The organism is Kitasatospora sp. NPDC058444 (assembly GCF_042721415.1).
Taxonomy (GTDB): Bacteria; Actinomycetota; Actinomycetes; order Streptomycetales; family Streptomycetaceae; genus Kitasatospora.
Window position 1 is genome coordinate 39,821 of the sequence record NZ_JBHXLL010000041.1, and the last position, 26,391, is coordinate 66,211.

Sequence of the window (26,391 nt, forward strand, 5' to 3'; positions counted from 1 at the left end):
CTACACCCACGTCCTGGGACGGGCACGGTTGGCCCGTTCCACCATCTCGATCCTGATCTCGGCCCGGTCGGCCAACCGGGCGAGTACCCGGTAGGACTGCTCCAGGGCGAAGCGCAGTTCCCGCTCCTGTGCGGGACGTCCCAGTACCACCAGGTCGGTGGCCCGCCGGCCGGCGGCCGTCTCGGCGCCGACCCAGCCGAGGGCCGCGCCGAGCACCTCCACCGCGAGCTCCTCGCGGCGGCGGGAGTCCAGCCGCAGCGCGGTCAGCTGCGCGGAGCTCGCGCCGAGGTCGGCGGCGAGGTCGTCGGTGGCCGGGCGTTCGCGCAGCCGGGCCCGGACGGCGGCGATCCGGGCGGCGGTGTACTGGCTGGAGGTGGCCGGGACGGTCTCCAGGACGCGGACCGCGCCGGTCCGGTCCTCCTCGGCCAGCCGGACCCGGGCCAGCCCGAAGGCGGCGCTCAGGTAGGCGTGGTCGGTGGCCCACACCAGCCGGTAGAACTCGGCCGCGTCGCCGCCGTCGCCGAGCAGTTCGGCGCAGATGGCGAGGGCCAGCTTGGGGGCGGCCTCGCCGGGGAAGGCGTCGTAGACCGCGTCGAAGGCCTCCGCGGCGGCCCGCAGCTCGGCGGCCCGCTCGCTCGCCGGGGCCTCGCCGCCCGCCGGGGTCTGCCCGTTCGCCGGGGCCTCGCCGCCCGCCGGGGTCTGCCCGTTCGCCGGGGCCTCGCCGCCCGCCGGGGTCTGCCCGTTCGCCGGAGCCTGCCCGATTGCCGGCGTCCGGCCGTCCGCCGGGGCCAGGCCGCCGCCGACCAGCGCGGTCAGGCCGCGGTACCAGACCACCCGCCAGTCGTCCCGCTGGTCCCGCTCCAGTTCGGCGAGGCGGCTCACGGCCTCCGGGTGGCGGCCGAGTTCGAGCAGGGCGCGCAGCTCGCGCAGCCGGCTCTCGACCGAGGCGGCGGGCGCGGTGGCCAGCGCGGCGAGCGTCTCCTCGGGGTCGGGGGTGACCAGGACGGCCAGGAAGCCGGCGTTGGGGTCACCGGGGTCGACCCGGGGGACGGGCAGTGCGAGGGCGGCGGCGGACGGGTCCAGGGGGGCCACCCGGAGCTGTCCGGCCTGCTCGGTGGGCAGCACCAACTCGGTGTCGACGACGCGCAGTTCGGGGCCGAACAGGGTGGACGGCGCGGGTCGGGGCCGGTCGTCCTGGAGGGCCAGGACCTCCCGCAGCACGCCGGTGAGCTGGTCGGCCATCTCCTCGGCGGAGGCGAAGCGGCGGGCCGGGTCCGGGTCGGTGGCGCGGACCAGGAAGCGGTAGTACGACTCGTACCGGGCGAGGACCTCGACCTGCTCGGGGCCGGGCAGCGAGTCGCGGTAGGCGCCGCTGTAGCCCTGGAAGTCGAAGGTGAGCACCGCGAGGGTGCGGGCCACGGTGTACAGGTCGGAGGCGACGGAGGGGCCGTCGGTGGCGATCTCCGGGGCCTGGTAGCCGATGGTGCCGTAGATCGGGCCGTCGTCGTCGAGCCGGCGGACCGCGCCCATGTCTATGATCTTGAGCGCGTCGCCGCTCTGGATCACGTTGTCGATCTTGAAGTCGCAGTACACCAGGCCCCGGCCGTGCAGGTAGCCCAGGGCCGGCAGCGCCTCCAGCGCGTACGCGATCGCCTGCTCGACGGGCAGCGGCTCGCGCCGGCCGTCCGCGGTGCGGCGCTCGTTGGCGATGTCCTTGAGCGACTTCCCGCCGACGTACTCCATCACGATGTAGCCGTCGGTGGCGCCGGTGCGCAGGTCCGGGTGCTCGGCGAAGTTGATGATCCGGACGATGTTCGGGTGGTCCACCTCGGCCAGGAAGCGCCGCTCGGCGACGGCCACCGCGAGCGCGTCCTCGTCCCCGGTGTCCAGCAGGCCCTTGAGCACCACCCACTTGTCGTTGACCCGCCGGTCCACCGCCAGGTAGATCCAGCCGAGCCCGCCGTGCGCCAGGCAGCCCACCACCTCGTACTGCCCGCCGACCAGGTCGCCGCGGCGCAGCTTGGGCGTGAACGAGTACGGCGTGCCGCACTTGGTGCAGAAGCCGTCCGGGCGGCCCGGGCGGCCGTTCTTCTCCCGGCCCACCGGGGCGTCGCACTTGGAGCAGAACCGCTTGCGCTCGGGTACCTCCGGGTCGGCCAGCACCGCCAGGGCCGGGTCGGCCGCCTCGACGGTCGGCACGGTGACCAGGCCGGCGCCCAGCCGGTTGCGGGTGCCCGCGCTGGCGCTGCCCCGGGTGGAGCGGACCGAGAGCGAGCGGCCGCTGCCGGTGCGGGTCGAGCGGTGCGAGCGGGAGCGGCCGGACATCGAACGGGCCGAGCCGGTGCGGGCCGACAGCGAGCGGGCCGATGCACCGTGGCCGGAGCCGTGCCCGGAGCCGTTGTGTCCGGAGCCGGGGGAGACCCGGGCGGAGGGGACGTACGGCTGGGTGACGCCGGTGACGCCGGTGTCGCCACCGGGCGGGGTCAGGCCGCACTCGTCGCAGTAGCCGTCCGGGTCGATGGTGCCGGAGCAGTCGCGCGGGCAGGGCGAGCCGGGGCCGGCGGACTCCGGTGCCCCCGCCGTCGAGGCCCCGGACGTCCCGGACGTCCCGGACGTCCCGGACACCCCCGAGGCCCCGGACGTGGTGGGCGTCGCGGTGGTCCGGCCCGCCGGGGCCAGCCCGCACTCGTCGCAGTAGCCGTCGGCGTCGATCCTGCCGCTGCCGGAGCACTCCGGCCGTTCGCACGTCCCGCCCATCAACCTCAGCCCCCCTGAGCCTGTCCGTCGGCCGGCGACTGTCCGGCCGCCTCCTGAGCCTGCCCGGCTTCGGCCTCGGTGTGGGCCGGCCGCAGCGACTGCTGGAACCGGGCCACCGCGGCGGCCGCCGCCCGCAGGTCGCAGGGCGCGCTCCACAGCAGCCAGCGCGCCTTCTCGTACCGCTCGATCACTTCCGGGTCCTCGGAGACCCGCAGCCGGGCCGCCATCGCCTTGTAGGCGTCCAGCCGGCCGCGCAGCTCGGCCCGGACGGCGAGCGGCTGGGTCACCTCGGTGAGCGACTGCCGGGCCCGGGTCAGCTCCTTGGCGGCGGCGTCCTCCAGGGTGTCCAGCAGCGGCGCCAGCCGGCCCCACTGCCCGGCCTGGCGCAGGTCCAGCGCCGCGACGATCCGCTCGCGCAGCGCCGAGGCCGGCCCGGGCACGGCCGGGACGTCGCTGGACGCTATCTTCGCCAGCACCTCGCCGCGCGCCCGGCGGGCCTCGGCCAGGGTGGCGTCGGCCCGCTGGAGCAGGTCGCCGACGCCCTGGAGGCGTTCCTCGGCCTCGTCGCGCAGCCGCAGCAGGTCCTCCAGTTCCAGCCGGACGCCGTCCAGCGCCCGCCCGGTCCGGTCGAACCGCTCGGTGTCCACCATCCCGGCCGGGCCGGCGAAGGCCGAGCCCTCCGGGACGGTGCCGCGCTGGGCGGGCACCCGGGCCGGGCGCCACAGCGCGAGCGGGTCCCCGCGCACCTCGGTGCGCAGTTCGGTGAGGTCCCTCTCGAGGCCGGCCAGGTCGTCGCCCAGCGGGTGGGCGCCGGTGCGCACGCCGAGCGAGGCGGCCAGGGTGCGCACCCGCTGGAGCTCGGCGAGCAGCAGGTCGATCCGGGCCGGCAGCGCCGACCAGACCGCGTCGGCGGCGCTGACCACCTCCAGCACGGTGGCGTACCAGGAGTTCATCCGGGTCATCAGCGCGTCCAGGCTGATCCGCTCGACCAGCCTGGCGGGCGCGCCGAGCACCTGCGGGCCGTCCGGCACCACCCCGCCCGGGACGGTCACCGCCTCGCCGGTCAGCAGTTCGCTCAGCTCGGCGAGTTCCGGCCCGCCGGGCTTGGCCTTGCGGGCCCGTACGGCCCGGGCCGAGGCCAGCGCCTCGGAGTAGCGGTCGAACAGGGCCCAGAGCAGCGGCAGGCCCTTGCCGGCGACCGACCAGCGCTCCAGGGTGCGCCCGGACAGCTCGGCGCCGTCCAGCAGCCGCAGGCCCGGGTGGTCCTGGAGGGCGAGCAGCGCCGACTCGACCGCGTCCCGCTCCGCGCCGAGGCGGGCGAGCGCGCGGTCGACCTCCTCCCGGCTCAGTACCGGGCCAGCCGATGCCGCCACCGCGGTGTCCTTCCTTCCTCGCGTGCGATCCCGACGTGCCTGACGTGCCTGACGTGCTCGACGTACCGGACGTGCGGTCCCACGACTACCCCCGTATCCACCACCGGTCTCCCCGTGGTGATCGTCCCGAACCCTAGCCGGTGGTCGTTGCGGCGGAGCGGGCGCGGGGCGTCAAGCCACCGTCAACGCCCCGCTGACGGCCCGTGCGCTACCTCCCCCGCGCCGTCCCGCGCGTCACCGGCGGCACGCGTCGCCACCGCCTCAGTGGGTGCCCGGCCAGTAGTGCTCGGCCTCGTTGACCATGTACGGCTTGAGCCAGTGCTCGTACGAACGGGCCCAGTCGCCGCGCGCGTAGTAGTCGGCCAGGACCTGGTTGACCCGGGCGGTCAGGTCGGTGCTGTCCTTCAGCATGGCGACGCCGATCACCTCCGGCTGGGCCTCGCCGTCCACGATCCGCACGGTCTGGTCCTGCGCGGCCTGACCGGCCGCCAGGCCGTTGTCGGTCATGGTGGCGTCGACCTTGCCGAGCTGCATCAGGACCAGGCAGTCCAGCTGGTTCTCCACCGTGACGACCTGCCGGGCCGTGTTCTTCTCCTTGACGATGTTCAGCGCGGTGGAGCCGTCGGCGGCGCAGACCGCCTTGTCCTTGACCGCGTCGTCGATGTTCTTCGCCGGCGACGCCTTCGGCACCAGGACGCGCTGGCTGATGTTGAAGTACGGCTTGGAGAAGGCGACGTCCTCCATCCGCTTGCAGTTGATCGTCATGGTGCGGACGATCAGGTCGACCCGGCCCTTCTTGATGGCGTCGATCCGGTCGGCCGTGGCCACCGGCTTGAGCACCACCTTCTCCGGGTCGCCCATGACGGCCGCGCCGATCGCCCGGGCGAGGTCGATGTCGAAGCCCTCGATCTGGCCGGTGTTCGGGTTGCGGGCGCCCCAGCGGTAGCTGTTCTGGTCCACGCCGATCACCAGGCTGCGCCTGGCCTTGATGGCCCTCACGGCCGGGCCGTCCTCGGTGCTCGGCGGCACGCTCTTGTAGGTGTCGCAGCCGTCGGCCGGGGTCTGCTCCTGCTGTACGGCCAGGGGCGCGGCGGTGGCGGCCGCCGGCACGGCGCCGACCGGGCCGCCCCCGGCGAGCACGGCCGCGCCGGCCGCCAGCAGGGCCAGCGCGGCGGCGGGCCTGGTCGTTCTCCTGAGTGCTCTGTCGCGCATCTCTCGTTCTCCCCCTCGCCCGTTACCGGTACTCGGCCAGTCGCCGGCCGAGGCCGCGCAGCGCGGCGGCCGCGGCCACCAGGCCGAGCAGCGCGGCGGCGACGGCGGCGGCGCGCAGGTCCCCGCCGGTGCCCTCGGCGGCCTGGTCGAAGCGGTCCTGCTCGATGTCGGCGGCCTGGGCGAGCGCCTTGTCGACGGCCTTGAACGCGGCGTCTGCGCTGGTCGCCGAGTCGGTGGAGGCCGTCACGGTGGCCTCCAGGGCGCCCTGGTAGTCGGCGTCGCCGACCTCCTTGTTCCGGGCGGCATCGTGCCGCCGACGCCACTCGTCGAACTGCTTAGAGGCGTCCACGACGCTCGGCACGGCGGCCGACGGGGCCAGCCGGACGGCCTGTGGCAGTGAGCCGTCGGACCGGTCCGACGGGAGGTCCTTGGCACCGGCCAGGTGTTCGGTGGCCTTCGCCCACTGGTCGGCGTACCGGGTGGTCGAGCCGCGGGCGACGAAGTGCAGGTTCTCCGCCAGCCGGGCGGTCAGCACGTCGACCCGGGCGGAGTTGAGTGCCCGCAGCGGGGCCGCGCCCTCGCGGTTGCTCCGCTGCAGCGCCGAACTGGTGGCCAGTCCGGTGACGGTCAGCCACAGGGCGCCGGCCAGTACGGCGGCGGTGGCGCCCAGCAGCCCGATGTTGAACACCCGGTTGGTGCGGCGGAACAGCGTCAGCTGCACCCAGAGCAGCGCGGCCAGGGCGACCAGCGCCAGGCCGTACGCGGCCCACGGCACCGCCCTGGCCTCGGCGTAGTCGTCGGACAGCTCCCGGTTCTCGACGGCGGCCAGTTCGGCGGCGGCCGGCAGCAGCACGGTCTGCATCTGCTCGGAGGCGTACCGCAGGTAGGCGCCGCCGAGCGGTATGCCCTGCCGGTTGTCGGCCCGCGCGGTCTCCACCAGGCCTGCGTACACCGGGAGTTGCTGGTTCAGCCGGGCGAGCGAGCCCTGCGCGGGGGAGGTCGCCGTGGTCCGGGCGGCGGCCTCGGCGATCAGCTTGGCGGCGGTGGCGACGTCCTGCTCGTAGCGGCTGCGCACCTCGTCGGGCTCGGCGCCGGCCAGCAGGAAGCCGCTGGCCGCGGTGGTGGCGGCGTCGGCCAGGTTGCGGTGGATCTCGGCGGCGTCCCGGCTGAGCGGCTGGCTGTACGAGACCACCCGGTCGGCGGCCTGCGCCCTGGTCTCCAACTGCCAGGCGGTGAGGCCGCCGAAGGCGACGGCGAGCACGGCGAGCACCACCCCGGCCAGCCGCAGTCGACCGGGGGGTGTGCGGGTGGCCTGCGCGAGCCGGGCGCGCACGCCGGTGGCGACGGCCGTCGGGGGGCGCTTCACGGGCGCTCCGCCGGACTTCGCGACCGGTCCGGCCGGTGCGGCCGTCGCCACCGGTGCGGCCGTCGCGCCCGGCGGCGCCGGCGGCCGGCCGGGCTGTGCCGGGAACCCGGTGCCGGACGCGCCGTTGCCTACTGGTCTTGCCACCCGCCTCATCCTCCCCTGGGGCCGGGCCCGTCCCCGGGGCCCGACCGATGGCAGCAGTATGGCCGTCACTCCCCCCGACCACACCTGACTTGCGCCGATCTTGAGCATGTCGTGCACGCTCCCCGGGACGGCTCGTGCCGCTGGTGCGGCCGGTGCCGCCGGTGCAGCCGGTGCGGCTCGTGCCGCTGGCACGGCCCGTACCGCTCCCGTCGTTCCCGCCGCTCCCGAGCGTCGGCCGAGGAGGTGGTGAACCGTCCGACGCGGGCCGCGCTCCGCGCGGTTCCCCCGGCCGGGCGGAGGGCGGGGGTCCGCCGCGGCCCGGGGGCCCGTTCACGGGCGCGCAATCCCGGGTGCGGCACCCCCTCGCTCCGTACGATGGAGGTATGCGCCTGCTTGGAACGATCTCGCCCGACCGCCCGCTGCTCGTCGTCGCCGTGCGCGAGGAGGCCGCCCACCTGGACGACCGCCTGCCCGTGCTGCTCACCGGGATCGGGAAGGTCAACGCCGCCGTCGCGCTGGCCACCGTCCTCGCGCAGGGCGAGAAGCCCTCCGAGGTGATCAACCTCGGCACGGCCGGCGCCCTGCGCCCCGGCTGGGAGGGCATCCACCACGTGGTCCAGGTGATCCAGCACGACCTGGACACCGCCACCCTGCACGCGCTCACCGGCCGTGAGTACGGCGCCCCGCTGGTGATCGGCAAGGGTGACGGCCCGGTGCTGGCCACCGGTGACCTCTTCGTCTCCGACCCGGACGCCCGCGACCGGCTCGCCGAGCACGCCGACCTGGTGGACATGGAGGGCTACGCCGTCGCCACCGTCGCGCACCGCGCCGGGGTGCCCGTGCGGCTGGTCAAGCACGTCAGCGACGAGGCCGGGGACGGCGCCGCGCACAGCTGGAAGGAGTCGGTGGACGACTGCGCCCGCAAGCTGGCCGACTGGGTGACCGCGCAGGGCTGGTGACGCGGCCTCAAACCCGGTTTCCCGGGGCTCCGGCGCTGGCTAGGGTGGCGCGATGACCGAGAACACCGCCCCGGGCAAGCTCTCCGACGTCCGTCCGCCGAGTCTGAACGCGGACGAGCCGACCACCCTGCTGGCCTTCCTCGACTATCTGCGGGCGGCGGTCGTCGCCAAGCTCGACGGGGTCTCCGACGAGGACGCCCGGCGCCCCGGCGTCGCCTCCGGCACCAGCCTGCTGTGGCTGGTGCGGCACCTCACCGTGGTCGAGGACAACTGGTTCACCTGGGCGTACCGGGGTGAGGGCGGGGAGCCGCGCGAGTCGGACGAGGTGCCGCTGGACGGCGCGACGGTGGCCGCGGAGGTCGCCGCCTACCGGGCGGCGGTCGAGCGGTCCAACGCGGTGGCCGCGGCCGCCCCGGACCTGGACCGGCCGGGCGTGCGCTCGCTGCGGCCGGACGCCACCGAGGGGCCGTCGCTGCGCTGGGTGCTGGTCCACATGATCGAGGAGACCGGGCGGCACGCCGGGCACGCGGACATCATCCGCGAGCAGCTGGACGGCGCGGTCGGGCGCTGAGGGCCCGGGGAGCCGGCCCCGGGGAGCTGGGAGCGGAACGGGGTGGGTGGGCGAGGGCCCGCCCACCCCGTTCCGTGCGCCCGGGGTCAGGCGTCCCGGAAGGCCGAGAGGTCCAGTGCCGCCAGCCGCTCGGGGTCGGTGAGCACGTCGATCGCCACGATCGCGCCGTCCACCACGGTGAACGCCATGATCGACAGCGCTCGGCCGTTGTCGCCGATGACCACCGCGCCGGCGGTGCCGTTGACCAGCGCCGGGCGGGCGAACGGCGACAGCGTGCCCCACAGGACGGCCTGGCCGGCCACCGTGTCGGCGCCCGAGAGCACCACCGTGTGCCGGGCCATCGCGGCGCCGCCGTCCGAGCGCAGCACCACGTCCGGGTCGAGCACGGCGACGAGCGCGCCCAGGTCGCCGTTGCGGGCGGCGGCGAAGAACGCGTCCACGGCCAGCCGTTGCCGGCCGAGGTCCGGGTCGGGCGCGGGCGCCTGCCCGCGCACCTTGCGGCGGGCCCGGCTGGCCAGCTGGCGGGTGGCGGCCGCGGTCTTCTCGATCAGCGGGGCGATCTCCTCGAACGGCACCGCGAACAGGTCGTGCAGCACGAAGGCGACCCGCTCGGCCGGTGACAGCGACTCCATCACCACCATCAGCGCCAGCCCGACCGAGTCCGCGAGCATCACCTCCTGCTCGGGGTCCACCACGCCCTCGCGCCGCAGCAGCGGGTCCGGGATGCGCGGCGGGCCCGGCTCGCCGTCCGGTCCGGCGGGCTCCAGCGGCTCCTCGCGGCGCTGGGCGCGGGTGCGCAGCAGGTTCAGGCAGACCCGCGAGACCACCGTGGTGAGCCAGCCGCCGAGGTTGGCCACCTCGGCGGTGTCGGAGCGGTCGTAGCGGAGCCAGGCCTCCTGGAGGGCGTCCTCGGCCTCGGTGATCGAGCCGAGCATCCGGTACGCGACGGCGCGCAGGTGCGGGCGGTGCTCCTCGAAGAGCGCGGCCCGGGCCGCCGCGCTCCCGTCCGCCTTCTCGTCCGCCTTCTCGTCCGCCTTCTCGTCCACGTGTCACATTCCTTCGTCGCCAGGGGTCAGGGCAGCAGGAGCCACCCAACAACGGCTGCGGCGGGGAGATCAACTCCCCTCCCGGGACGAATCGGAGACGATCATGACGAAGCACACCGTGCTGGTCACCGGCGGTACCGGAACCCTGGGGCGGCAGGTGGTCCCGCTGCTGCGCGCGGCCGGCTCGCCGGTGCGCGTGCTCAGCCGGCGGGAGCGTCCGGCCGCCGACGGCGTGGTGTACGTGCGCGGCGACCTGCTCGGCGACCCGGAGACGGCGGCCGCCCGGCTGGACGAGGCGCTGGCGGGGGTGGACACCGTGCTGCACCTGGCCGGCGGCCCCAAGGGCGACGACGTCGCCACCCGGCTGCTGGTCGCCGCCGCCCGGCGGGCCGGGGTGCGGCACCTGGTGTACATCTCGGTGATCGGCGCGGACCGGCTGCCGCTCGGCTACTTCCGGGCCAAGCACGCCGCCGAGCGGGCGGTGGCCGACTCGGGCCTGCCGTACACGGTCCTGCGGGCCGCGCAGTTCCACGACCTGGCGTTCACGGTGGCGGAGAAGATGGCCGGGCTGCCGCTCGTCCCGGCCCCCGGCGGGGTTCGCTGGCAGCCGGTGGACGTGCGGGAAGTCGCCGCCCGGCTGGTGGAGTTGGCGCTTGCCGAGCCGGCCGGGGCGGTGCCGGACCTGGCCGGTCCCACGGTGTACGGGATGGCCGAGCTGACCCGCGGCTACCTCGCGGCGCGCGGCCGCCGCCGCCCGCACCTGCCGCTGCGGGTGCCGGGCAAGGTCGGGCGGGCGTACCGGGCGGGGGAGAACCTGGCCCCGGCGGGGGCCGAGCACGGGCGGCGGACCTGGGAGGAGTACCTCGCGGAGCGGCTGGCGGCCTGAGGACTGTCCGTGGCGGTCCGTAGGGTGGCCGTCGTGTCCCTCCTCGATGCGATCCGCGCCGACACCGACGCCGCTACCGGCACCGACGCCGCTATCGGCACCGCCGAGGCCCTGGCGCGGCTGCGGGAGCTCGCGCCGGGCCTCGGGGTCTCGTACGTGCTGCCCAACGCGCAGGAGGGCAACGCGTACCGGCCGCTGCTCAGGCCTTAGCGGCCCGCACGACCCGCTCCGTCGTCACCACCTTGGCGAAGCGGTTCGCGTGCAGGGTGGTCGCCGTGGCGCGGGCGAGGTCGGCGGCGGGGACGGTGGTGCCGTCGGGGCCGGTCATGTCGAAGGAGTGCATGGCGTCGGTGGGGAAGATCGCGTCGTAGCCGAGGTTGCCGGCCATCCGGGTGGTGGTCTCGACGCACACGTTGGTGATGATGCCGGTGACCACGACCTGCCGGGCGCCGCGCTCCTGGAGCCAGGCGTGCAGGTCCGGGGTGCCGTAGAAGGCGCTGTTGACGGTCTTGGTGACGTGCAGGGCGGGGGTGAGGCCGGCGACGAAGTCCTTCAGCTCGTACCCCGGGGTGCCCTCGGCGAGCGGGCCGGCCGCGGAGGCGTGCTGCACGGTGACGATCGGGCGGCCGGTGGCCTGCCAGGCGGTGATCAGTTCGGCCATCCGCTGCTCGGCCCGCGGGTTGTCGCGCGGCCCCCAGAAGGAGGTGTCCTCGAAGCCCTTCTGGACGTCGATGAGCAGCAGGACGGCGTCGGGGTCGAGGGTGAGCGGGGCGTCGAAGGCGTCGGTGTTCGTCATGCCGTCCATGCTGGTCGGCGGCACCGGGGAGGCGTGATGGGCGGGGAGGCCACCCATCGATGGATTCCTGCCACGGACCGGCTTACCGTTTCTGCCATGCGAACGGTGGGTTGCCTGATCTTCGACGGTGTCCGGGCCTTCGACTACGCGGTGATCGGCGAGGTGTGGCAGAACCGGACCTCCCGGCCCGGCCTGCCCGCCTTCGACCTGCGGGTCTGCGGGCCGGAGGGCGCCCGGGTGCGGCTGGACGGCGGGCTGGAGCGCGTCCCCGACCACGGGCCGGCGGCGCTGGCCGACTGCGACCTGGTGGTGGTGCCGGGCGTCGAGGACCCGGCCGCCCCGCGCGGTCCGGAGGTCCTGGCCGCCCTGCGGGCCGTCGCCGCCGCCGGCGTCCCGATCGCCTCGCTCTGCGCGGGCGCCTTCGTCCTCGCCGAGGCCGGCCTGCTGGACGGCCGCGAGGCCACCACCCACTGGGCGCTGGCCCCCGAACTCGCCCGCCGCTTCCCGGCGGTGACGGTCCGGCCCGAGGTGCTCTTCACCGGCGGCGACGGCCTGTGGACCTCGGCCGGCGTCGCGGCGGGCATCGACCTCTGCCTCCACCTCGTCCGCACCGCCCACGGCCAGCGGGCCGCCGCGACCATCGCCCGCGCCATGGTCACCGCCCCCTTCCGGGCGGGCGGCCAGGCCCAGTTCATCCCCTCCCCGGTCCCGGACGACGCCGCCGGCGACGACCCGCCGGCCCGGCTGCGCGCCGAGGTCCTGGCCTCCCTCGACACCCCCTGGACGGTGCGCCGGATGGCCGCCGCCGCCCTGATGTCCGAGCGCACCTTCGCCCGCCGGTTCACCGCCGCCACCGGAACCGCCCCGATGCGCTGGCTCCTCGACCAGCGCGTCCTCGCCGCCCAGCGCCTCCTGGAGGAGACCGACCTGCCCGTCGACACCGTCGCCGGCCGCTGCGGCTTCGCCTCGGCCGTCTCGCTGCGCCCGGTCTTCACGGCCCGGGTGGGCGTGGCCCCGCGGGAGTACCGCCGCGCCTTCCGCGGCCGCGCGGAGGAGTAGCCGAACAGTGTCCGGTAGCGGAGTTCCCGGTGGGGAGGGCGGGGAGGGCGGGGAGGGCTGGGTGGCGAGGGGGGTGGCGAGGGGTGGCGGCCCTCAGCGCCGCCACCCCGTTGGCTTCTCGGCACGGGGGCCGTGGTCCGTTGAGCCAAACCCCACCTTGGGGTGAAGCCGGCGCAACGAGGGCACGGCCTCAGCCCGTGGCGGCCTCGCGCAGGCGCTTCTTGTCCGGCTTGCCGACGGGCGTCAGCGGGATCTCGTCGACGAGGTGGAGCACCTCGGGGGCGAAGATCCGGCCCTTGTGCTCGGTGACGAAGGCGCGGAGTTCGTCCAGTCGCGGCCGCTGCCCCGGGGCGGGGACGACGGCGACGTGGACGTGCTCCGCCGCCTGGTCGTCGCGGACCCCGAAGACCGCGCAGCGGGCGACCGTCGGGTGGGTGACGAGGAGTTCCTCCACCTCGGACGGGTAGACGTGCCCGCCGACCACGATGATCAGGTCCTTGACCCGGTCGGAGAGGTAGAGGTAGCCGTCCTCGTCGAAGTAGCCGACGTCGCCGGTGTTCAGCCAGCCGTCCCGCAGCACCGCGGCGGTGAGGTCGGGCCGCTTCCAGTACCCGGCCATGACGACGTCGGAGCGCAGGTGGATCTCGCCCTGCTCGCCGGTCGGCAGGTCGGTGCCGTCGAGGGAGCGGATCGCCACCTCGACGCCCGGGACGGGCCGGCCGACCGGGACCTGGGTGCTGTCCGGGCCGACCCGGTCGTGCTCCTGCGGGGTGAGCATGGAGATCAGCTGCGCCTCCGACATCCCGTAGACCCCGAACAGGACGGGCCCGAAGACCTTGAGCGCCTCGCGGATCCGGGTCGGGGAGGCGGCACTGCCCCCGTACATGACGTGCCGCAGGCTGGACAGGTCGGTGCGGCCGATCGCGGGGTGGTCGAGCAGCTGGTGGAGCAGCGGTGGCAGCAGCCAGAGGTCGGTGATGCGTTCGCGCTCGATGGCGGCCAGGACGGCGCCGGGGTCGAAGGAGCGCTGGAGGACGACGGTGCCGCCGCGCTGGAGCATCAGGTCGGTGAGGACCCCGGCGAGGTGGGCGAGCGGGGTGGCGGCGAGGAAGCGGGGGGCGCCGTCGGCCGGGTCCCCGCCGAACGGGGAGTCGAAGACGCGGCGGTAGGGCCCGTGCAGGCTGAGGATGCCCTTCGGGATGCCGGTGGTGCCGCCGGTGTGGCGGATGCTGAGGTCGTCCTCCGGGCCGATCCGCACGTCCGGGGGCTCGGCGGGGCGGTGGGCGGAGGCGGCGACGACGTCCTCGCCGATCGCCGGGGCGCCGCCGTCCGCCGGCACCGGGCCGAGGGTGAGGACGGTCGGCACGTCGATCAGCGGGAGCAACTCGTGGGCGGCGGCGTACCGTTCGGCGTCCACGAGCAGCAGGCCGGTGTCGACGCTGGCCGTGATCTCGGCCAGGACCGGGGTGCTCATGCCGTCGTACAGGTTCACCACCCGGGCCCCCGCGAGGCCGGCCGCGTAGCGGGCGCTGAGGGCCTCGGGGGTGTTGCCGGTCAGCAGGGTCACGGTGGTGCCGAGGGCGGCGCCCCGGGCGATCAGCTCGTGGGCGAGGCGGTGGGTGGCGGCGGCGAAGTCGCCGGCGGTGATCCCGGTGCCGTCGGCGGTGACGACGGCCTGCCGATCGGGGGCGGAGGTGAGGGCCTGGAGGATCAGCGCGGGGCCGCTGACGAACTCCGCGTCACCCATGGCTACTTCTTCCTTGTAGTTTGCAACCATGGGGCACAGGCTAACCCCAACCTCCTTTCCTGGTACGGGAACTGCCGATGAGGGCCGAATGTGATCGCCCATCACTCGAACGGGGGAACGGGGGAACGGGGGAGGGTGCGGGGGGTCGTTCGTGGACCGGCCGGTTCAGAAGGCCGCCGGGGGCCGCAGGGCGAGGTCGGTGGCGGTGGGCCAGTGGGCGGTCGTGGCGGTGACGATCACGTAGCCCTGCTGGGAGGGGAGCCGGGGGACGAGGGCGCTGCGGCAGCCGTGGCTGCGGTGCACCTCGACGGGGAGGGGGACGCCGTGGAGCAGCACCTCGCCCGGGGTGGGCGGGCCGTCGAGCGGGGCGAGGTCGGTGCGTGGGTCGAGGCGGTCCGAGTTGGCCAGGAAGGTGGAGAGTTGGGACTGCGGGGTGGTGAGGGAGCCCACCCGGTGGCCGGGCGGAACCGGGCGCGAGGTCTGGACGACGGCCACGAGTTCGCCGTCCAGGTGGTAGTTGAGGTCGAGGTGGCAGAGGTAGCCGTCGGAGGACAGCCGCCCGAGCAGGAAGGACCACCCGGGCGGCGCGGCGCGGAGGGCGGCGATCGGCGACCGGACGGGCGAACTCGTGGTCGTCGCACACTCGTTCGGCGGCTTCACCGGCCCGCTGGTGTGCGAGCGGGTGCCGGTGGACCTGCTGGTCATGCTCCAGGCCCAGGTGCCGGCTCCCGGGGAGACGCCGGGGGAGTGGTGGGAGAACACCGGCTACGGGCCGGCCCGCCGCGAGTCCGACCGGGCCAGGGGCGTGGCGGAGGGCGTGGAGGAGGACGAGCGCGCCCTCTTCCTGCACGACACCCCGGCGGCGCTGGCCGAGGAACTCCTCGCCGAGCACGGGCGGCGGCAGTCCGCGACCCCGTTCGGCACGCCGTGGCCGCTGGACGCCTGGCCGCACGTCCCGACCAGGTTCCTGCTGGCCGCCGGCGACCGGTTCTTCCCGCCCGCGTTCCTGCGGCGGCACGTCGAGGAGCGGCTCGGCTTCCGGCCGGACGAGATGCCGGGCGACCACCTCCCCATGCTCGGCCACCCGGAGGAGCTGGCCGAACGCCTGGAGGCCTACCGGGCCGGGCGGTAGGCCTCCAGGCGTTCGCGCGGGAAGTCGGCCGGGCCGACTTCCCGCGCGGGGAGCGGGCAATGGGGCGGCCCCTCCGGCCGGTGCCGGTGGGCCGTCCCGGAGCCGGGACTACCTGGGCTTGTGCATGATGGCGCCGTTGGCCTCGATGAAGCCGATGTAGTAGAGCACGGCCGCGATGGTGGCGACGGTGTGCCCCATGATGGAGATGGTCGCCGTGGACGGGTCGTTGCGGGCGTTGCGGATGAACTCGCTGATCTGCCCCCACTGGTTCTCCACGTTGGCGGCCGAGATGTTGCCGCGCTGCGGATCGAAGTAGTTCAGCGGCCGGTTCCGGCCGGGGTCCTGGATGTTGCCCCGGACGACGTCGAAGACCACGCCGAAGCGTGCCGCCTCCGAGAAGATCTGGATCGCCGTCAGCAGCGCCCGCCCCGTCGCGTCGTTGTAGGCCGTCGCGCGCCCGAGGGTGCGCATGGCGTTGTAGATGTGCTCGGGGCTGAGGACGAGGCTTCCCCGCTCGTTGCCGCCCGGGATGTTGCTGTAGTTGCCGCTGGCGATGCGGCGGTTCGCGGGCACCGACACGCCCAGCGCGTTCTCGAACTCGCCGATCCGGTCCTGGAACGCCCAGTGGGAGTTGCTCTGCGGGGCGTAGAACCCCGCGACGTAGAGGTCGTTCGCCCAGAGGTAGACGGAGACGACGTGGACGTTGTTGGTGTCGAGGACGCGCACCTGGATCAGGCGGCCGCGTTCGGTGGTGGTCTCGGTGACGCCGTTGAGGCCGGTCGAATCGCCGTAGGTGCGCCGGTGGATGGTGTCGATCAGGTTCCAGTAGTTCTGGTGGTTGGTGTTTCCGCCCGAGGTGATGTTCGAGATGTGCCAGTCGATCACCTGGTAGTTGGTCGCGGAAGCGGTGCCGCTGAGCGTCGTCACCAGGCCCATCGAGATGGCCAGGGTCAGCAGGGCGGAGCAGAGTTTCTTCAGCACGGTCTTCTCGGTCTCCTCCGGATCGAGGGTGGGGCGGGTCCTGTCGCGCACGAGGCTAGGAGCCACCGGGCCGGCGAACTCCGCTGTCCGTGCACCGCCATGTGTCCGAGAACGCACCGGAAGTCGACGGGGCCGACGTCCCGGGCGCAGTGGCGAGTGCGCTGGCGGTCAAATGACCTGTCCCTGACGGCGAACCCCGGGCTTGCCGGGCCGCTTAGCGTACGTACTGACAGCGCGTCATGGACGCTCGCCGCGTGCTGAAGTCTGCGGCCGGCCCGGCGTGCTGACGACCCGTCTTTTCACCATCGAGGGAATTCCCGCATGCTCACAATGAACGGATCCGGCGCACTGGTACGGGTGCGCCGACGGCTGGTCGGCGTACTGGTGGCGCTGGCGCTGGCGGTCGGGCTCATGGGTATGACGCCGACCGCGGCGCACGCCGACACGAACAACCGTCTCAGCAACATCAACTGGGAGATCGGCGACCTGGGCGGCGGAGGCGCCCAGGAACACCAGCGGTACTGGGACGTGATCGCCCAGCTCCACTCGCTCAGCAGCCACGACTGGTTCAGGGAGGACCTGGACGAGACCATCGTGGCGGACAACGACCAGCTCATCCAGATCAGCCTGTTCCAGCACGGCACCTACCTGGGGGCCATGTACTTCTGGCCGCACAACCTGTACCTGGCCGGCTTCTACCAGGTCGGGGGCACGCACTGGGTCTTCGCCGACGGCCCCGGGTCGAGGGACCGCTTCAACCGGGTGCTGGGCGTCCAGGCGAGCACCCTCCCCTGGTCCAGCAACTACAACGGCATTCCCCGTGGTGACAACCGGTGGCAACAGCGGATCACCGGGCCGAGCCTCGAGAACTCCCTGCGGCAGGTCCGTCAGATCGCCGTTCTCCAGGACACCGCCGCCGGGCGCGCCGTCCTGGCGGACTCCCTCATCATGATGATCCAGGCCACCTCGGAGGCGGCACGCTTCGGGCGGATCTTCGACAACATCCGCAACAACATCCGTAACCACACCGACGTCCAGATCGGCGAGGACAACGTCAACCTGGAGACGAACTGGTCCTCGGTCTCGAACTGGGTCTACCGGGTCATGAACAACCCCGGCACCCAGCCCGTCTCGGCCGCTGGTCAGACGTTCTACACGTTGCAGCAGCTGATGCAGTACGTGGGCTACCTGGACCTCTTCAGCGGGTCGCGTCCCCGCTAGTCGTTCCCCGTGGATGACGAACCGCCACCGGCAGGCGGGCGGCCACACCCCTGTGGGTGGCCGCCCGCCTGCCGGTGCGTTCGCCGGCACGGCGCGCGGGAAGTCGGCTGGGCCGACTTCCCGCTGCGGCGGCGGCGGGGGATCAGGGGGTGGCGGCGGGCAGGCCGGCGCCGTCAGATCTGGTCGGTGTTCCAGTCCCCGTTGTCGGTGTGGGCGTGGCCCATGGTCATCTGCACGTACCAGCGCAGGTTGTCGAGATTGTCGACCCTCCCGACGGTCGGGATGTCGACCGGGGTCGCGGTCTGGTTCGCCGTGACGCGGTTGTAGAAGCGGGACAGGGCGTCCCAGGAGTTCTCCAGGTACTGCTGCTGGATCGGCAGGTAACGGCGGTCCCAGTCGTTCATCGCCGCGCGGAAGGTGCCCTCGACGTCGTTGAACCGGGCGGCCTCGGACAGGGCCTGGATCATCAGGCTCAGCGACCGGGCGGTCGCCTGGCGGTTGATCCACGGGTTGTTCTCGCCCGCCAGGTGCAGGATGGAGCCCCGCATGTCGTTCCAGCTGATGGGCAGCTCCTCCCGGCCCCGGAGGGCTGCCGCGGTCAGCGAGTTGTAGTTGGAGCCGAAGTTCAGGGTCTGGACGTTGTGGTTGACCGGCGGCGCCGGGGCGGTGGTCTCCGAGATCCGTGACTGCAGGGCGTTGTTGAGGTCGTTGAACTGGTAGGTGTCGCCGTTCTGGTTGGAGTAGCCCCACAGGTAGAGGTTGGAGGGGTTGATCCAGAGGTCGGTGCGGCGGCGCTGGCCCCGGTCGTCGAGCGCGGTCAGCGAGACCTGGACGAGGCCGACGTCCTCCAGCTGCGTCTCCTGCGTGTTGTAGCCCGCCACCGCGGCCCGCAGGCTGGCCAGGAATTGGGAGTACCGGATCCGCTCGTTCGCGCTGGGGCCCTCCGACAGGTCGAACCAGACGTGGGACATGTGGCGCCACTCGGTGCGGGCCTGGGCGGTTCCGGCCCCGCCGAGCACGCCGGTGAGGACCATGCTCAGGCCCATGCCTGCCAGGAGTGCCGAGCGGATCCGTGTGCGGACGGTGGTGTGCCTCTTCATCTTCTTCTCTCTTGCCCGGCGGATCCGGAGGCCTGACGGCGGGTCGGATCCGGGAGCGACACCGGGGGTGCCGCGGTGGTTCTTCCGGACAGCATCGTGGCACGGGGGTGTCTGTCCGGATCATGCCAATCCATCGGTGGCTGCGACCCGCGGCCGGATGGATCGGACGGTCGATCGGGGTGGGTGCGGGTGGGGCGGAGAGGCGGCTGCCGACTGGATCGAGATGGTCAAGTCGCTTGACATCAAGCCGAGTTGATCGGAGATAGGCACGACGCGCAAGGTCGGCTCGTGCGGCAGGCCGCCGGCCCCGCCGCCCGGGACGGGCGTGCCGTCGAGCGCGGTCGCGCGCCTCCGCAACCGTGCAGGTTGGGCACAGAGGCGGGCGCTGGCGGTCAAAGCCGACGGGACCGTTCGGCCGGCCTCTCCCCGCGGCGGAAGCCACCGTGCCGGCGGACTCGGCTGTCAGCGGATCGCCCGGTGCCCGAGTGCGCGCAGTCGGCCGGGGCGTACAGGAAGTCGGCTGGGCCGACTTCCTGTACGGGGCCGTGGGCCGTGCCGGCGGTGGCCACGCCAGGGGGCCGGCTACCTCGGCACAGGAGCCGTCACGATCCGGTCAGGACTCGCTGGGCAGCAGCGCGGCGAGTTCGCCCAGAGCCCGGGCCGCCGGCGCCGGGTCGACCAGCCACTTCAGGTGGCTGCCGGGGAGCGTGCGGACGTCGTAGGGGTTCTCCGGGGTCAGGGCGTCGCCCTCGCGGATCATCCGGTCCTGCATGGCGAGCGGGATGCTGGTGTCGTCGGCCAGCCGCACGTACGTCTTCGGGATGCGGCCCCAGGTGTCGGCCTGGGCCCGGTCGTCCGGGGTGCCGGTGTCGAGGTTCTCGTCGGGCTGGAAGGTGTTGAGGAGGACCCGGAACTCGTCGTCCGTCCCGTCGGCGAGGAAGGCCTCCTTGTAGGTCGCGAGGGCGCCGGGGTCCGCGGTGCGGAAGTTGACGCGCAGCAGACCGAGTTCGACGGGGTTGCCGACCATCGCCGCGGCCAGGCCCGCGGCGTCGACCGTGGCCATCTCGGGCTCGGCGTAGTAGGCGCCGACGTCCAGGTCGACGGGGGCCCAGGCGGAGACGTAGACGATGCGGTCGATCAGGTCGGGCCGCTGGTTGGCCGCGACGGTGGCCGTCAGCCCGCCGCGGCTGTGCGAGACGAGGACGACGGGCCCGTTGCGCTTGGCCCGCTCCAGGATCCCGATCAGGTGCGCGACGTTGTCGGCGAGGGTGACGCCCTTGATGGCGCCGGGCGCGGTGGCGAGCTCCGCGAGGTCCTGCGGCGCCTGGTAGGCGCTCGGGTACGTCGCGGCGAACCCGTGCCCCGGCAGGTCGACGGCCACGGACCGGTGCCCGAGGAGGCCGAGTTCGGCCTGGAGCGGCGAGAAGGAGAAGGAGTTCGCGAAGGCTCCGTGGACCAGGACGAACGTCGGTTGCATCTGTCAGCTCACTTTCTGACCTCCGTGGCGTCGACGGCAACGCGCGGCGCCCGCTCCGATGCCGCGAAACCACTGCGCGGTCGAGCGCGGAGTCACGAGGGCAGCCATCGAACAGCTGCCCAACTGTTCGATGGCACACAGTACTCAGCGAATGATCTTCGCACTACCCGGAAAGGCCCCTCGCCACCTGGGCGCGGCACTGGAGGAGGGCGTACTTGAGGCGGGTGTCGGGGGTGGGGGTGGTGGTGAGGAGTTCGCCGGCGGTGACGAGGGTGGACCAGTAGAGGGCCGGGTCGCCGGTGCGGGGGAGGGGGCGGGCGGCGGCGAGGGAGAGGTAGGCGGCGGTGAGGTTGCCGGTGGTGAACCAGCGGGAGAGGCCGTGCTGGTGGCCGGCCCGGATGCCGCCCATGGCGTCGATGGCGGTCAGGAAGTGGTCGACGACGGCGAGTTCGGTGTCGGTGAGGGACTTGGGGACGTCGAAGACGCCGAGGGCTTCGAGGAGTTCGCCGGTGTCGGTCTCGGTGCCGGGGCGGGGGTGGGCGAGGAGGGCGTCGTGGCACTCGTTGAGGCGGCGGACGGTCTCGGCGAGCGGGATGGTGAGGGCGAGGCAGACGGCGCGCGCGGAGGGGACGGGCTTGTGGGTACGGCGGGCGAGGAGGGCGTAGGTGTCGGCGGGGGTGCGGCCGCGGGAGAGGGCGTGGCCGGCGAGCGTGGTGAGGTGCATGGGGAGTTCGGGCTTTCAGGCGGTGACGAGCGTGAGGGCGGGGCCGGGGACGGGGGCGACGAGCGCCCAGACGTACTTGCCGATGCCGCCGGGGCGTTCGGCGCAGCCCCAGCGTTCGGCGAGCTCGCTGACGAGGAACAGGCCGCGGCCGTGTTCGTCGTCGGGGGCTGGGGCGCGGAGGGCGGGATGGCCGGAGCCGGCGTCGTGGACTTCCAGCTTCAGGCGGGAGTTGATGAGGGTGAAGCGGACTTCGATGTGCCGGTCGTCGGGGGCGTCGGAGTGCTGGACGGCGTTGGCGAAGAGTTCGCCGAGGAGGAGTTCGGCGGTCTCGCGGTAGCGGTCGCCGGAGGGCAGGCCGGTGAGGTAGGCGCGGAGCAAGTACCGGGCCAGGGGCGTGGATTCGACCCGGGAGTCGAGGCGGGCGACGAACGTGCGGGGGCGGCGGGACGTGAGCATGGGGGAGCACCTCGGAGGGGGCGGAGGGGAGCGTGAATGGAGCGCATAATCACGCTGCGCATGCAAATGATTGCGTTCTGGTCTCAATGGTCCGGGATGCAGAGGTACGGTGATGGCCGAAATCGGGTACCAGGCACATGCTGTACGTCAGGGGGTCGGGCATGGCACACCGGCGACTCAAGGACGAAGTGACGGCCAGTTCGGCCCGGATCTTCGGCGAGGAGCTGCGGTTCTACCGGGAGGCGGCCGGCTACACGCAGGAGCAGCTGGCGAAGCTGCTGCACTGCACCAGGCCGAACATCACAAGGTATGAGTCCGGCCAAAGGCGCATGCCGCCGGAAATGGTCGTGAAGGCCGACGAGTTGCTCAACGCCGGTGGGGCGCTGAAGCGCCTCTGGGACCGGGTCGACTGGAAGGCGTCGATCGAGCATCCGGACTGGTTCCAGGAGTACGTGGACCAGGAGGCCATTGCCGTCGGGCTGCGCGCGTACGAAGACAGCGTGATGTTTGGCCTGTTGCAGTGCCGGCAGTACGCGCGTGCGGTCTTCGAAACCGGTGATGCGGCCGGAAAACCCGAGGAGATCGAGGAGCTGACCAATGCCCGACTCAGTCGGCAGAGTCGCTTTCTTGTGCCCGATGGGCCGTTGATGGTCGTCATTCTCGGTGAGAACACCATTCGGACGGTCATCGGTGGGCCGAGCGTGATGAGGGCTCAGATGGAGCACCTGCTGAAGGTGGCCCAGCTCCCGAACATCGTTCTGCACGTGGCGCCGTTCTCGGACCGGCGGACGCTCATCAAGACGGATATGGTGTTGCTGGAGCTGCCAGATGGGCAGCGCTTGGTGTACTCGGAGAGCCTCGACCGAGGTCACCTGAGCGATGCTCCCGCCAGCGTGGTCAAGTACCAGCGCCACTATGATCAGCTCCGTGGCGAATGCCTGTCAGAGTGCGACTCGCTTCGGCTGATCGCCGAGGCGCTGGAGGGTTACAAAGATGATGAGCAACGAGCTCGCCGCAGCCGCCTGGCGGAAGAGCAGCTACAGCGGCAACGACGGCGGCAACTGCATCGAGGTGGCCCCCGGATTCCCCGGCCTGGTTCCGGTGCGTGACTCCAAGGACCCGCAGGGCCCCACCCTCCTCTTCTCCGGCTCCTCCTGGAGCGCCTTCATCGACGCTATCCGGGCGGGCGAGCTGCCGATCGAGGGCTGATCCACCCCTCAACACCTCCTGGGGCGGGGCACCGACCGGTGCCCCGCCCCGCCGCGTCTCCTGCCCGTCGCTACTTCGCCTTCGCCCGGTAGGCGCGCTTCTTCACCAGGGCGCCGCAGGTCTTCATCGAGCACCAGCGCCGTACGCCCGCCCGGGACGTGTCGACGAACGGCGTTCCGCACGCCGGGTTTCCGCAGATGCGGACGCGCGTCCGCTGCTCGGACCCGCAGAGTTCGATCAGGTCCCGCGCGACCATCGACAGCACCGCCGCGACCCCGCCCTCGCCCCCGTTCCACCGTACGGACCCCGCGTCCGCCGCCAGCACGGGTACCGAAGTCGGCGCCGCCGCCGCGCCGTTGACGACCGCGACGTCCGCCGGCGTGGGCGCCGCCCCCTCCGCCAGTGCGACGCCCGTCCGCTGGATCGCCTCGCGCAGCCGCCGTGCCTCCTCCAGCTCCTCCTCGCCGCAGCTCGGTGCCACTGCCGTGCAGCCGCTCTCCACGCACCAGCGGCTCAGGTCCTCCGGCTGTCCCAGCCGCTCCACGTGCACGTCCTTGCCGCGGTCGGCCAGCGTGCCGGCGAAGGCGAAGCAGAGCCGCGCGTCGTCGAACCGGAAGTCGGTCTTGGCGCGCTGGCGCCCTTCACGTCGGCTGTCCCCGTCACTCATGTCCACCACTCTAGGCGGTTGACACGACTCCTCGCAGCCGCATAGCTTCCAAGTCCACCACTTGAACCGGTGGACATCTCCCGAGGAGGTCGCGTCATGCGCGCCGCAGTCATCGAAGAACTCCACGAGCCCCTCGTCATCCGTGAGGTGCCCGACCCTGTCTGCCCGCCGGACGGCGCGATCGTGCGGGTCGGCGCCAACGGCATCTGCCGCACCGACTGGGCACTGTGGGCCGGGGACTTCTGGACCGGAGGTCCGCAGGTCAAGCCCCCGTTCGTGCTCGGCCACGAGTTCGCCGGCACCGTCGTGGAGGTCGGCCGGGACGTCCGCGACTGGCGGGACGGCGACCGCGTGATCTTCCCGATGAACCCCGGCGAGGGGTCCTGCGAGATGTGCCGCAGCGGCAACCAGCACGTGTGCGAGCACGTGGACTCCCTCGTCCCCGGGGTGTCCTACTGGGGCGCCTTCGCCGAGTACGTCATGGTCCGCTTCGCCGACGTCAACCTGGTCCGGGTGCCCGAGTCCGTCGGCTTCGTCGACGTCGCCGCCCTCGCCTGCCGCTACATGACCGCGTTTCACGGCGTCGTCGACCAGGCCCGCGTGCGCGGCGGCGAATGGGTCGCGGTGTACGGCGCCGGCGGCGGCATGGGGCTGTCCACGGTGGAGATCGCGGCGGCCACCGGCGCCAACGTCATCGCGATCGACATCACGGACGAGAAGCTGGAGGCCGCACGCGCCCTCGGCGCCGTCCACACCGTCAACGCCGCCACGGACGACCCGGCCGAGGCGGTCAAGGCCCTCACCCGGGGCGGCGCCCACGTCTCCGTCGACGCCGTCGGGATCGCCGAGGCCTGCCGGAACTCCGTCCTCTCCCTGCGCACCCGCGGCCGCCACCTCCAGCTCGGGCACACCACCGGCGCCGAGCGGGGGGACGTCGCGCTGCCGATCGACGTCATGATGGTCAAGGAACTGGAGTTCCTCGGCGCCTTCGGCATGCAGGGCCAGCGGTTCGGCACGATGCTCAACATGATCGAAGCCGGCCGCCTCAACCCCGGCCGCATCGTCACCCGCACCGTCGGCCTCCACGAGGCGGGTTCGGTGCTGGAGTCCCTGGAGACGTACGGCCCGACCGGCGTGGTCGTCATCGACGAGTTCCGGGGCTGAGCGGCCGCGGTAGCAGAAGTTCTGGCTCCACGGCGGTGGGCAGGTGACGACGGCATCACCCAGTGTGACTGGGCCCTATCATGGTTCCTGTAAGCCGTAGTTGATCACTTGCGGGAGGCTACCCATGACCGCCTCGGAAGTTGAACGCCCCATCTATCCGCCCGTGCGCCCCCGGGTCACGGTGGAGGAGCTACTGGCCGCCAAGAACACGCAGCCGATCCGCTCCCTTGACGAACTCGAGGCCGACACCTTCGAGTCGGACGAAGAGCTTGACGAGTTCCTGGCGTTCGTCCGTGCCGAACGCCAGCGGAACGTGGCCTGAGGGGATCCGTTCGCCCGGGGGTGGTCAGAGGTACCCCTCCGGATGGTCTATAGTTTTCCTCATCACCCAGATGCGCGGGTGGCGGAATAGGCAGACGCGCTGGATTCAGGTTCCAGTGCCCGAAAGGGCGTGGGGGTTCAACTCCCCCCTCGCGCACAGCGAACGGCCGGTCGATCTTCGGATCGACCGGCCGTTTTGTCATTCAGCGATGCCGACGTCGTCTCCGAAAACGAGATGACCGACCTGGGGGAGTGACCGGACGTGCACGACAAGATCCTCGAATTGCGCGACGAGGCCCGAGGAATCGAGCTCGGACTCGGCCTGATCGGCATCGGCCGGCCGTGGCCCGCCCCGGACTCCCCGGTCTGCCCCGCCGAGCAGGTCCCGGCCCTGCTGGACCGGGCGATCGAGCTGGGCATCCGCTTCTTCGACACGGCCGCCGCGTACGGCCGCAGTGAAACGCTGCTCGGCGAGTACCTCGCGGACCTTCCCGCCGGCGTGCGCGACGAGCTGGTGATCGCCACCAAGTGCGGCGAGGCCTGGCCGACCCCGGAGGGCTCCAAGCCGGACCACTCGCTCGGCGCCCTGGAGACGAGCTTCGAACGGTCCCGCGAGCTGCTGGGGCGCATCGATCTCCTCCAGCTCCACAAGTGCACGGTCGACGACCTTCACGACGCACCTCTCCTCGCCTGGTTCGAGGGCCTGCGCTCCTCCGGCGAGGTGGGCGCCGTCGGAGTCAGCGTCTCCTCCGAGGAAGCCCTGCGGACGGCGCTCGACCTCGACCTCTTCGACACCGTCCAGTTCCCGGCGAACTCCGCCGACGGCGGCTTCACCTCCGTCTATGGCGAGGCCGAGCGTTCGCCCCTGCCCCTGCTCAACCGGCCGATGGCCTCCGGCACACTCGCCGGCACCGGCAACCCCTTCGCCTTCCACACGACGGCCTTCCGCCGCGCGGTCGTCCTGACCGGGACCACACGGATCGGCCACCTGGAGGCGAACGCCGCGGCCTTCGCCTCCGCGAAGGCCGCGACTCTCCACTGAGGGCTCGCGCCTCAGCGCCCCTCGGCCCCGCGGGCACGGCGCAGCACCAGCAGGACGGCCGTGCCCGTGGCCGCCGCGAGGGTGAGCAGCGCGGCCACCGTCACCGCGTCGGGGCCGGTGACGGGCTGGGAGCGCAGCGCCTGCCAGAGCAGCACCAGCACCAGCCCCAGGTAGGCCAGTGTGGCGATCCACATCAGCGCGACGCGGTCCCGCTCGGACAGCCCGCGCGGCCGGGTGGCGAGGAGGAAGCCGATCAGCGGCAGCACCTGGAGGGCGTGGAGGCCGGCGAAGTGAGGGATCCGCAGATCGCCCGCGTGGAGGCTCCAGTCGGTGACGGGAAGCCCTGGCCCGCCGTCGGCGCGCCCCACGGTGTGCGCGCCGACGATCGGCAGGCCGTGGCCCTGCGCGGCGGCCGCGCGCTGCCGGGAGGTGGGCGTCGTCATCAGGAACGCGAGGGCCATGCCCAGTGCGCTCACCCCCATGCCCAGGCGCAGCCCCCAGGCGAAGACGGGCGGTCGCACCCGCTGGCGCAGCAGCAGGACGACGGTCGCCACGGCCATCGCCCAGGTGGCGACGATGAAGGCGGCCATCGTCATCCACACCGCCGTCGCCGTCGTGGTGCCGAAGTTGAAGTGGCTGGTGGTTCCGGACGCCGCGGCGGCGGCGATCAGGGCCATCTCGACGGTCAGGGACACGGCCGTCACCCGGGAGACGGCCCGGACGAGGCGGTCGTGGCCGCGGACGAAGGTGAGCAGCCACAGCAGGGTGAGGGTGTAGATGCCGATCGAGAGCGCGAAGCGGGCCGGCTTCGCCCAGGCGGGCTGCCCCGTGATCGACCGGGGATCGGCGATCAGGCCGACCAGGGCGGTCGCCAGCATGACGACCATCAGCGCGGCCGTCCCGGCCAGCGGGCGATTCGTCGCCCACGCCTGCCGCGCCAGCTCCGCGGCCCTGCGTTCCCGCGCCATGTGATGCCCTTCC

At 73.1% G+C, this 26,391-nt stretch carries 27 protein-coding genes and 1 tRNA gene; 13 read left to right on the forward strand and 15 right to left on the reverse strand.

From position 1 onward, the window contains the following. The 4 genes from ACFWP2_RS31390 to ACFWP2_RS31405 form a co-directional block, all read right to left on the reverse strand. Window positions 1–2,757 carry a tetratricopeptide repeat protein gene (locus ACFWP2_RS31390; RefSeq protein WP_380457750.1) on the reverse strand — a complete coding sequence of 919 codons (2,757 nt, stop codon included), beginning with the start codon at window positions 2,755–2,757 and terminating at the stop codon, window positions 1–3. 5 nt (window positions 2,758–2,762) lie between these two features. Beyond that, a complete protein-coding gene (locus tag ACFWP2_RS31395; RefSeq protein WP_380457752.1) occupies window positions 2,763–4,130 on the reverse strand; it encodes a hypothetical protein in 1,368 nt (455 codons plus the stop codon). A 261-nt stretch (window positions 4,131–4,391) separates the two neighbouring features. Beyond that, window positions 4,392–5,342 carry a glutamate ABC transporter substrate-binding protein gene (locus ACFWP2_RS31400; RefSeq protein WP_380457754.1) on the reverse strand — a complete coding sequence of 317 codons (951 nt, stop codon included), beginning with the start codon at window positions 5,340–5,342 and terminating at the stop codon, window positions 4,392–4,394. Between the two features lie 22 nt (window positions 5,343–5,364). Further along, window positions 5,365–6,708 (reverse strand): hypothetical protein, encoded by a 1,344-nt coding sequence (locus ACFWP2_RS31405; protein ID WP_380457756.1) that lies wholly within the window; start codon window positions 6,706–6,708, stop codon window positions 5,365–5,367. A 527-nt stretch (window positions 6,709–7,235) separates the two neighbouring features. On the opposite strand from ACFWP2_RS31405, the gene ACFWP2_RS31410 reads away from it, so the two are divergent. Together ACFWP2_RS31410 and ACFWP2_RS31415 are read left to right on the forward strand one after the other, a co-directional pair. Next, complete coding sequence (locus tag ACFWP2_RS31410) at window positions 7,236–7,811, forward strand: nucleosidase (RefSeq protein ID WP_360352298.1); 576 nt, start codon at window positions 7,236–7,238, stop codon at window positions 7,809–7,811. A 52-nt stretch (window positions 7,812–7,863) separates the two neighbouring features. Next, window positions 7,864–8,382, forward strand: a complete 519-nt coding sequence (locus tag ACFWP2_RS31415) for a DinB family protein (RefSeq protein WP_380457759.1) — start codon at window positions 7,864–7,866, stop codon at window positions 8,380–8,382. Between the two features lie 86 nt (window positions 8,383–8,468). On the opposite strand, the gene ACFWP2_RS31420 is transcribed toward ACFWP2_RS31415, so the two are convergent. Next, window positions 8,469–9,428 carry a sigma-70 family RNA polymerase sigma factor gene (locus tag ACFWP2_RS31420; protein WP_380457761.1) on the reverse strand — a complete coding sequence of 320 codons (960 nt, stop codon included), beginning with the start codon at window positions 9,426–9,428 and terminating at the stop codon, window positions 8,469–8,471. A gap of 103 nt (window positions 9,429–9,531) precedes the next feature. On the opposite strand from ACFWP2_RS31420, the gene ACFWP2_RS31425 reads away from it, so the two are divergent. Further along, window positions 9,532–10,314, forward strand: a complete 783-nt coding sequence (locus tag ACFWP2_RS31425; protein WP_380457763.1) for an SDR family oxidoreductase — start codon at window positions 9,532–9,534, stop codon at window positions 10,312–10,314. Window positions 10,315–10,347: 33 nt separating this feature from the next. Further along, entirely contained in the window at window positions 10,348–10,524 is a 177-nt protein-coding gene (locus ACFWP2_RS31430; RefSeq protein WP_380457765.1) for a hypothetical protein, read from the forward strand. Here the strand turns inward: ACFWP2_RS31430 and ACFWP2_RS31435 are convergent. Further along, window positions 10,514–11,167, reverse strand: coding sequence for a cysteine hydrolase family protein (locus ACFWP2_RS31435; protein ID WP_380457767.1), 654 nt, complete (start codon window positions 11,165–11,167; stop codon window positions 10,514–10,516). The genes ACFWP2_RS31430 and ACFWP2_RS31435 overlap by 11 nt on opposite strands. A 39-nt stretch (window positions 11,168–11,206) precedes the next feature. Here ACFWP2_RS31435 and ACFWP2_RS31440 point away from each other — a divergent pair, with 39 nt between their 5' ends. Then, window positions 11,207–12,169 carry a GlxA family transcriptional regulator gene (locus ACFWP2_RS31440; protein WP_380457769.1) on the forward strand — a complete coding sequence of 321 codons (963 nt, stop codon included), beginning with the start codon at window positions 11,207–11,209 and terminating at the stop codon, window positions 12,167–12,169. 190 nt (window positions 12,170–12,359) lie between these two features. Here ACFWP2_RS31440 and ACFWP2_RS31445 read toward each other — a convergent pair whose 3' ends face one another. Both ACFWP2_RS31445 and ACFWP2_RS31450 read right to left on the reverse strand, forming a co-directional pair. Further along, window positions 12,360–13,946 carry an AMP-binding protein gene (locus ACFWP2_RS31445; RefSeq protein WP_380457771.1) on the reverse strand — a complete coding sequence of 529 codons (1,587 nt, stop codon included), beginning with the start codon at window positions 13,944–13,946 and terminating at the stop codon, window positions 12,360–12,362. Between the two features lie 135 nt (window positions 13,947–14,081). Continuing rightward, complete coding sequence (locus ACFWP2_RS31450) at window positions 14,082–14,576, reverse strand: hypothetical protein (RefSeq protein ID WP_380457773.1); 495 nt, start codon at window positions 14,574–14,576, stop codon at window positions 14,082–14,084. Between ACFWP2_RS31450 and ACFWP2_RS31455 the strand changes: the two genes are divergently transcribed. Next, the gene (locus ACFWP2_RS31455) at window positions 14,545–15,048 is read left to right on the forward strand and encodes an alpha/beta hydrolase (RefSeq protein ID WP_380457775.1); all 504 of its coding nucleotides are present in this window, start codon (window positions 14,545–14,547) and stop codon (window positions 15,046–15,048) included. The genes ACFWP2_RS31450 and ACFWP2_RS31455 overlap by 32 nt on opposite strands. A 108-nt stretch (window positions 15,049–15,156) precedes the next feature. Here the strand turns inward: ACFWP2_RS31455 and ACFWP2_RS31460 are convergent, their stop codons facing one another. Then, window positions 15,157–16,080, reverse strand: a complete 924-nt coding sequence (locus ACFWP2_RS31460) for a ribosome-inactivating family protein (protein WP_380457777.1) — start codon at window positions 16,078–16,080, stop codon at window positions 15,157–15,159. Between the two features lie 270 nt (window positions 16,081–16,350). Between ACFWP2_RS31460 and ACFWP2_RS31465 the strand changes: the two genes are divergently transcribed. Beyond that, window positions 16,351–17,250 carry a ribosome-inactivating family protein gene (locus tag ACFWP2_RS31465; protein WP_380457779.1) on the forward strand — a complete coding sequence of 300 codons (900 nt, stop codon included), beginning with the start codon at window positions 16,351–16,353 and terminating at the stop codon, window positions 17,248–17,250. A gap of 173 nt (window positions 17,251–17,423) precedes the next feature. Here ACFWP2_RS31465 and ACFWP2_RS31470 read toward each other — a convergent pair whose 3' ends face one another. From ACFWP2_RS31470 to ACFWP2_RS31485, 4 genes are all read right to left on the reverse strand, one after another. Next, entirely contained in the window at window positions 17,424–18,350 is a 927-nt protein-coding gene (locus ACFWP2_RS31470; RefSeq protein WP_380457782.1) for a ribosome-inactivating family protein, read from the reverse strand. A gap of 613 nt (window positions 18,351–18,963) precedes the next feature. Then, window positions 18,964–19,827, reverse strand: coding sequence for an alpha/beta fold hydrolase (locus tag ACFWP2_RS31475; RefSeq protein WP_380457784.1), 864 nt, complete (start codon window positions 19,825–19,827; stop codon window positions 18,964–18,966). A 163-nt stretch (window positions 19,828–19,990) separates the two neighbouring features. After that, window positions 19,991–20,551 carry a hypothetical protein gene (locus ACFWP2_RS31480; RefSeq protein WP_380457786.1) on the reverse strand — a complete coding sequence of 187 codons (561 nt, stop codon included), beginning with the start codon at window positions 20,549–20,551 and terminating at the stop codon, window positions 19,991–19,993. Between the two features lie 15 nt (window positions 20,552–20,566). Continuing rightward, window positions 20,567–21,007, reverse strand: coding sequence for an ATP-binding protein (locus tag ACFWP2_RS31485; RefSeq protein ID WP_380457788.1), 441 nt, complete (start codon window positions 21,005–21,007; stop codon window positions 20,567–20,569). 137 nt (window positions 21,008–21,144) lie between these two features. Here ACFWP2_RS31485 and ACFWP2_RS31490 point away from each other — a divergent pair, with 137 nt between their 5' ends. Both ACFWP2_RS31490 and ACFWP2_RS31495 read left to right on the forward strand, forming a co-directional pair. After that, window positions 21,145–22,116 (forward strand): helix-turn-helix domain-containing protein, encoded by a 972-nt coding sequence (locus tag ACFWP2_RS31490; RefSeq protein ID WP_380457790.1) that lies wholly within the window; start codon window positions 21,145–21,147, stop codon window positions 22,114–22,116. Next, window positions 22,079–22,216 carry a DUF397 domain-containing protein gene (locus tag ACFWP2_RS31495; protein ID WP_380457792.1) on the forward strand — a complete coding sequence of 46 codons (138 nt, stop codon included), beginning with the start codon at window positions 22,079–22,081 and terminating at the stop codon, window positions 22,214–22,216. Before ACFWP2_RS31490 ends, ACFWP2_RS31495 begins: the two co-directional genes overlap by 38 nt. Before the next feature lie 70 nt (window positions 22,217–22,286). Here ACFWP2_RS31495 and ACFWP2_RS31500 read toward each other — a convergent pair whose 3' ends face one another. After that, complete coding sequence (locus ACFWP2_RS31500) at window positions 22,287–22,883, reverse strand: CGNR zinc finger domain-containing protein (protein WP_380457794.1); 597 nt, start codon at window positions 22,881–22,883, stop codon at window positions 22,287–22,289. A gap of 96 nt (window positions 22,884–22,979) precedes the next feature. Between ACFWP2_RS31500 and ACFWP2_RS31505 the strand changes: the two genes are divergently transcribed. The 4 genes from ACFWP2_RS31505 to ACFWP2_RS31520 all read left to right on the forward strand — a co-directional run bounded on the left by ACFWP2_RS31505 (window position 22,980) and on the right by ACFWP2_RS31520 (window position 25,410). Continuing rightward, entirely contained in the window at window positions 22,980–24,047 is a 1,068-nt protein-coding gene (locus ACFWP2_RS31505) for an alcohol dehydrogenase catalytic domain-containing protein (RefSeq protein ID WP_380457796.1), read from the forward strand. A gap of 124 nt (window positions 24,048–24,171) precedes the next feature. Then, entirely contained in the window at window positions 24,172–24,369 is a 198-nt protein-coding gene (locus tag ACFWP2_RS31510; RefSeq protein ID WP_380457798.1) for a hypothetical protein, read from the forward strand. Window positions 24,370–24,441: 72 nt separating this feature from the next. Continuing rightward, window positions 24,442–24,525: transfer RNA gene (locus tag ACFWP2_RS31515), tRNA-Leu, on the forward strand. Between the two features lie 105 nt (window positions 24,526–24,630). Further along, window positions 24,631–25,410: an aldo/keto reductase gene (locus ACFWP2_RS31520; RefSeq protein ID WP_380457800.1), complete on the forward strand. Its 780-nt coding sequence runs from the start codon at window positions 24,631–24,633 to the stop codon at window positions 25,408–25,410. 11 nt (window positions 25,411–25,421) lie between these two features. Here ACFWP2_RS31520 and ACFWP2_RS31525 read toward each other — a convergent pair whose 3' ends face one another. Continuing rightward, on the reverse strand, window positions 25,422–26,378 hold the full coding sequence (locus ACFWP2_RS31525; protein ID WP_380457802.1) for a hypothetical protein: 957 nt from the start codon (window positions 26,376–26,378) through the stop codon (window positions 25,422–25,424). Window positions 26,379–26,391: the final 13 nt, after the last annotated feature.

Coding starts and splice junctions, on each gene's coding strand:
- ACFWP2_RS31525 (WP_380457802.1), bottom strand. CDS start 26,378: ATGGCGCGGGAACGCAGGGCCGCGGAGCTGGCGCGGCAGGCGTGGGCG.
- ACFWP2_RS31415 (WP_380457759.1), top strand. CDS start 7,864: ATGACCGAGAACACCGCCCCGGGCAAGCTCTCCGACGTCCGTCCGCCG.
- ACFWP2_RS31475 (WP_380457784.1), bottom strand. CDS start 19,827: ATGCAACCGACGTTCGTCCTGGTCCACGGAGCCTTCGCGAACTCCTTC.
- ACFWP2_RS31440 (WP_380457769.1), top strand. CDS start 11,207: ATGCGAACGGTGGGTTGCCTGATCTTCGACGGTGTCCGGGCCTTCGAC.
- ACFWP2_RS31445 (WP_380457771.1), bottom strand. CDS start 13,946: ATGGTTGCAAACTACAAGGAAGAAGTAGCCATGGGTGACGCGGAGTTC.
- ACFWP2_RS31465 (WP_380457779.1), top strand. CDS start 16,351: ATGCTCACAATGAACGGATCCGGCGCACTGGTACGGGTGCGCCGACGG.
- ACFWP2_RS31470 (WP_380457782.1), bottom strand. CDS start 18,350: ATGAAGAGGCACACCACCGTCCGCACACGGATCCGCTCGGCACTCCTG.
- ACFWP2_RS31505 (WP_380457796.1), top strand. CDS start 22,980: ATGCGCGCCGCAGTCATCGAAGAACTCCACGAGCCCCTCGTCATCCGT.
- ACFWP2_RS31425 (WP_380457763.1), top strand. CDS start 9,532: ATGACGAAGCACACCGTGCTGGTCACCGGCGGTACCGGAACCCTGGGG.
- ACFWP2_RS31485 (WP_380457788.1), bottom strand. CDS start 21,007: ATGCTCACGTCCCGCCGCCCCCGCACGTTCGTCGCCCGCCTCGACTCC.
- ACFWP2_RS31480 (WP_380457786.1), bottom strand. CDS start 20,551: ATGCACCTCACCACGCTCGCCGGCCACGCCCTCTCCCGCGGCCGCACC.
- ACFWP2_RS31390 (WP_380457750.1), bottom strand. CDS start 2,757: ATGGGCGGGACGTGCGAACGGCCGGAGTGCTCCGGCAGCGGCAGGATC.
- ACFWP2_RS31500 (WP_380457794.1), bottom strand. CDS start 22,883: ATGAGTGACGGGGACAGCCGACGTGAAGGGCGCCAGCGCGCCAAGACC.
- ACFWP2_RS31435 (WP_380457767.1), bottom strand. CDS start 11,167: ATGGGTGGCCTCCCCGCCCATCACGCCTCCCCGGTGCCGCCGACCAGC.
- ACFWP2_RS31510 (WP_380457798.1), top strand. CDS start 24,172: ATGACCGCCTCGGAAGTTGAACGCCCCATCTATCCGCCCGTGCGCCCC.
- ACFWP2_RS31490 (WP_380457790.1), top strand. CDS start 21,145: ATGCTGTACGTCAGGGGGTCGGGCATGGCACACCGGCGACTCAAGGAC.
- ACFWP2_RS31410 (WP_360352298.1), top strand. CDS start 7,236: ATGCGCCTGCTTGGAACGATCTCGCCCGACCGCCCGCTGCTCGTCGTC.
- ACFWP2_RS31400 (WP_380457754.1), bottom strand. CDS start 5,342: ATGCGCGACAGAGCACTCAGGAGAACGACCAGGCCCGCCGCCGCGCTG.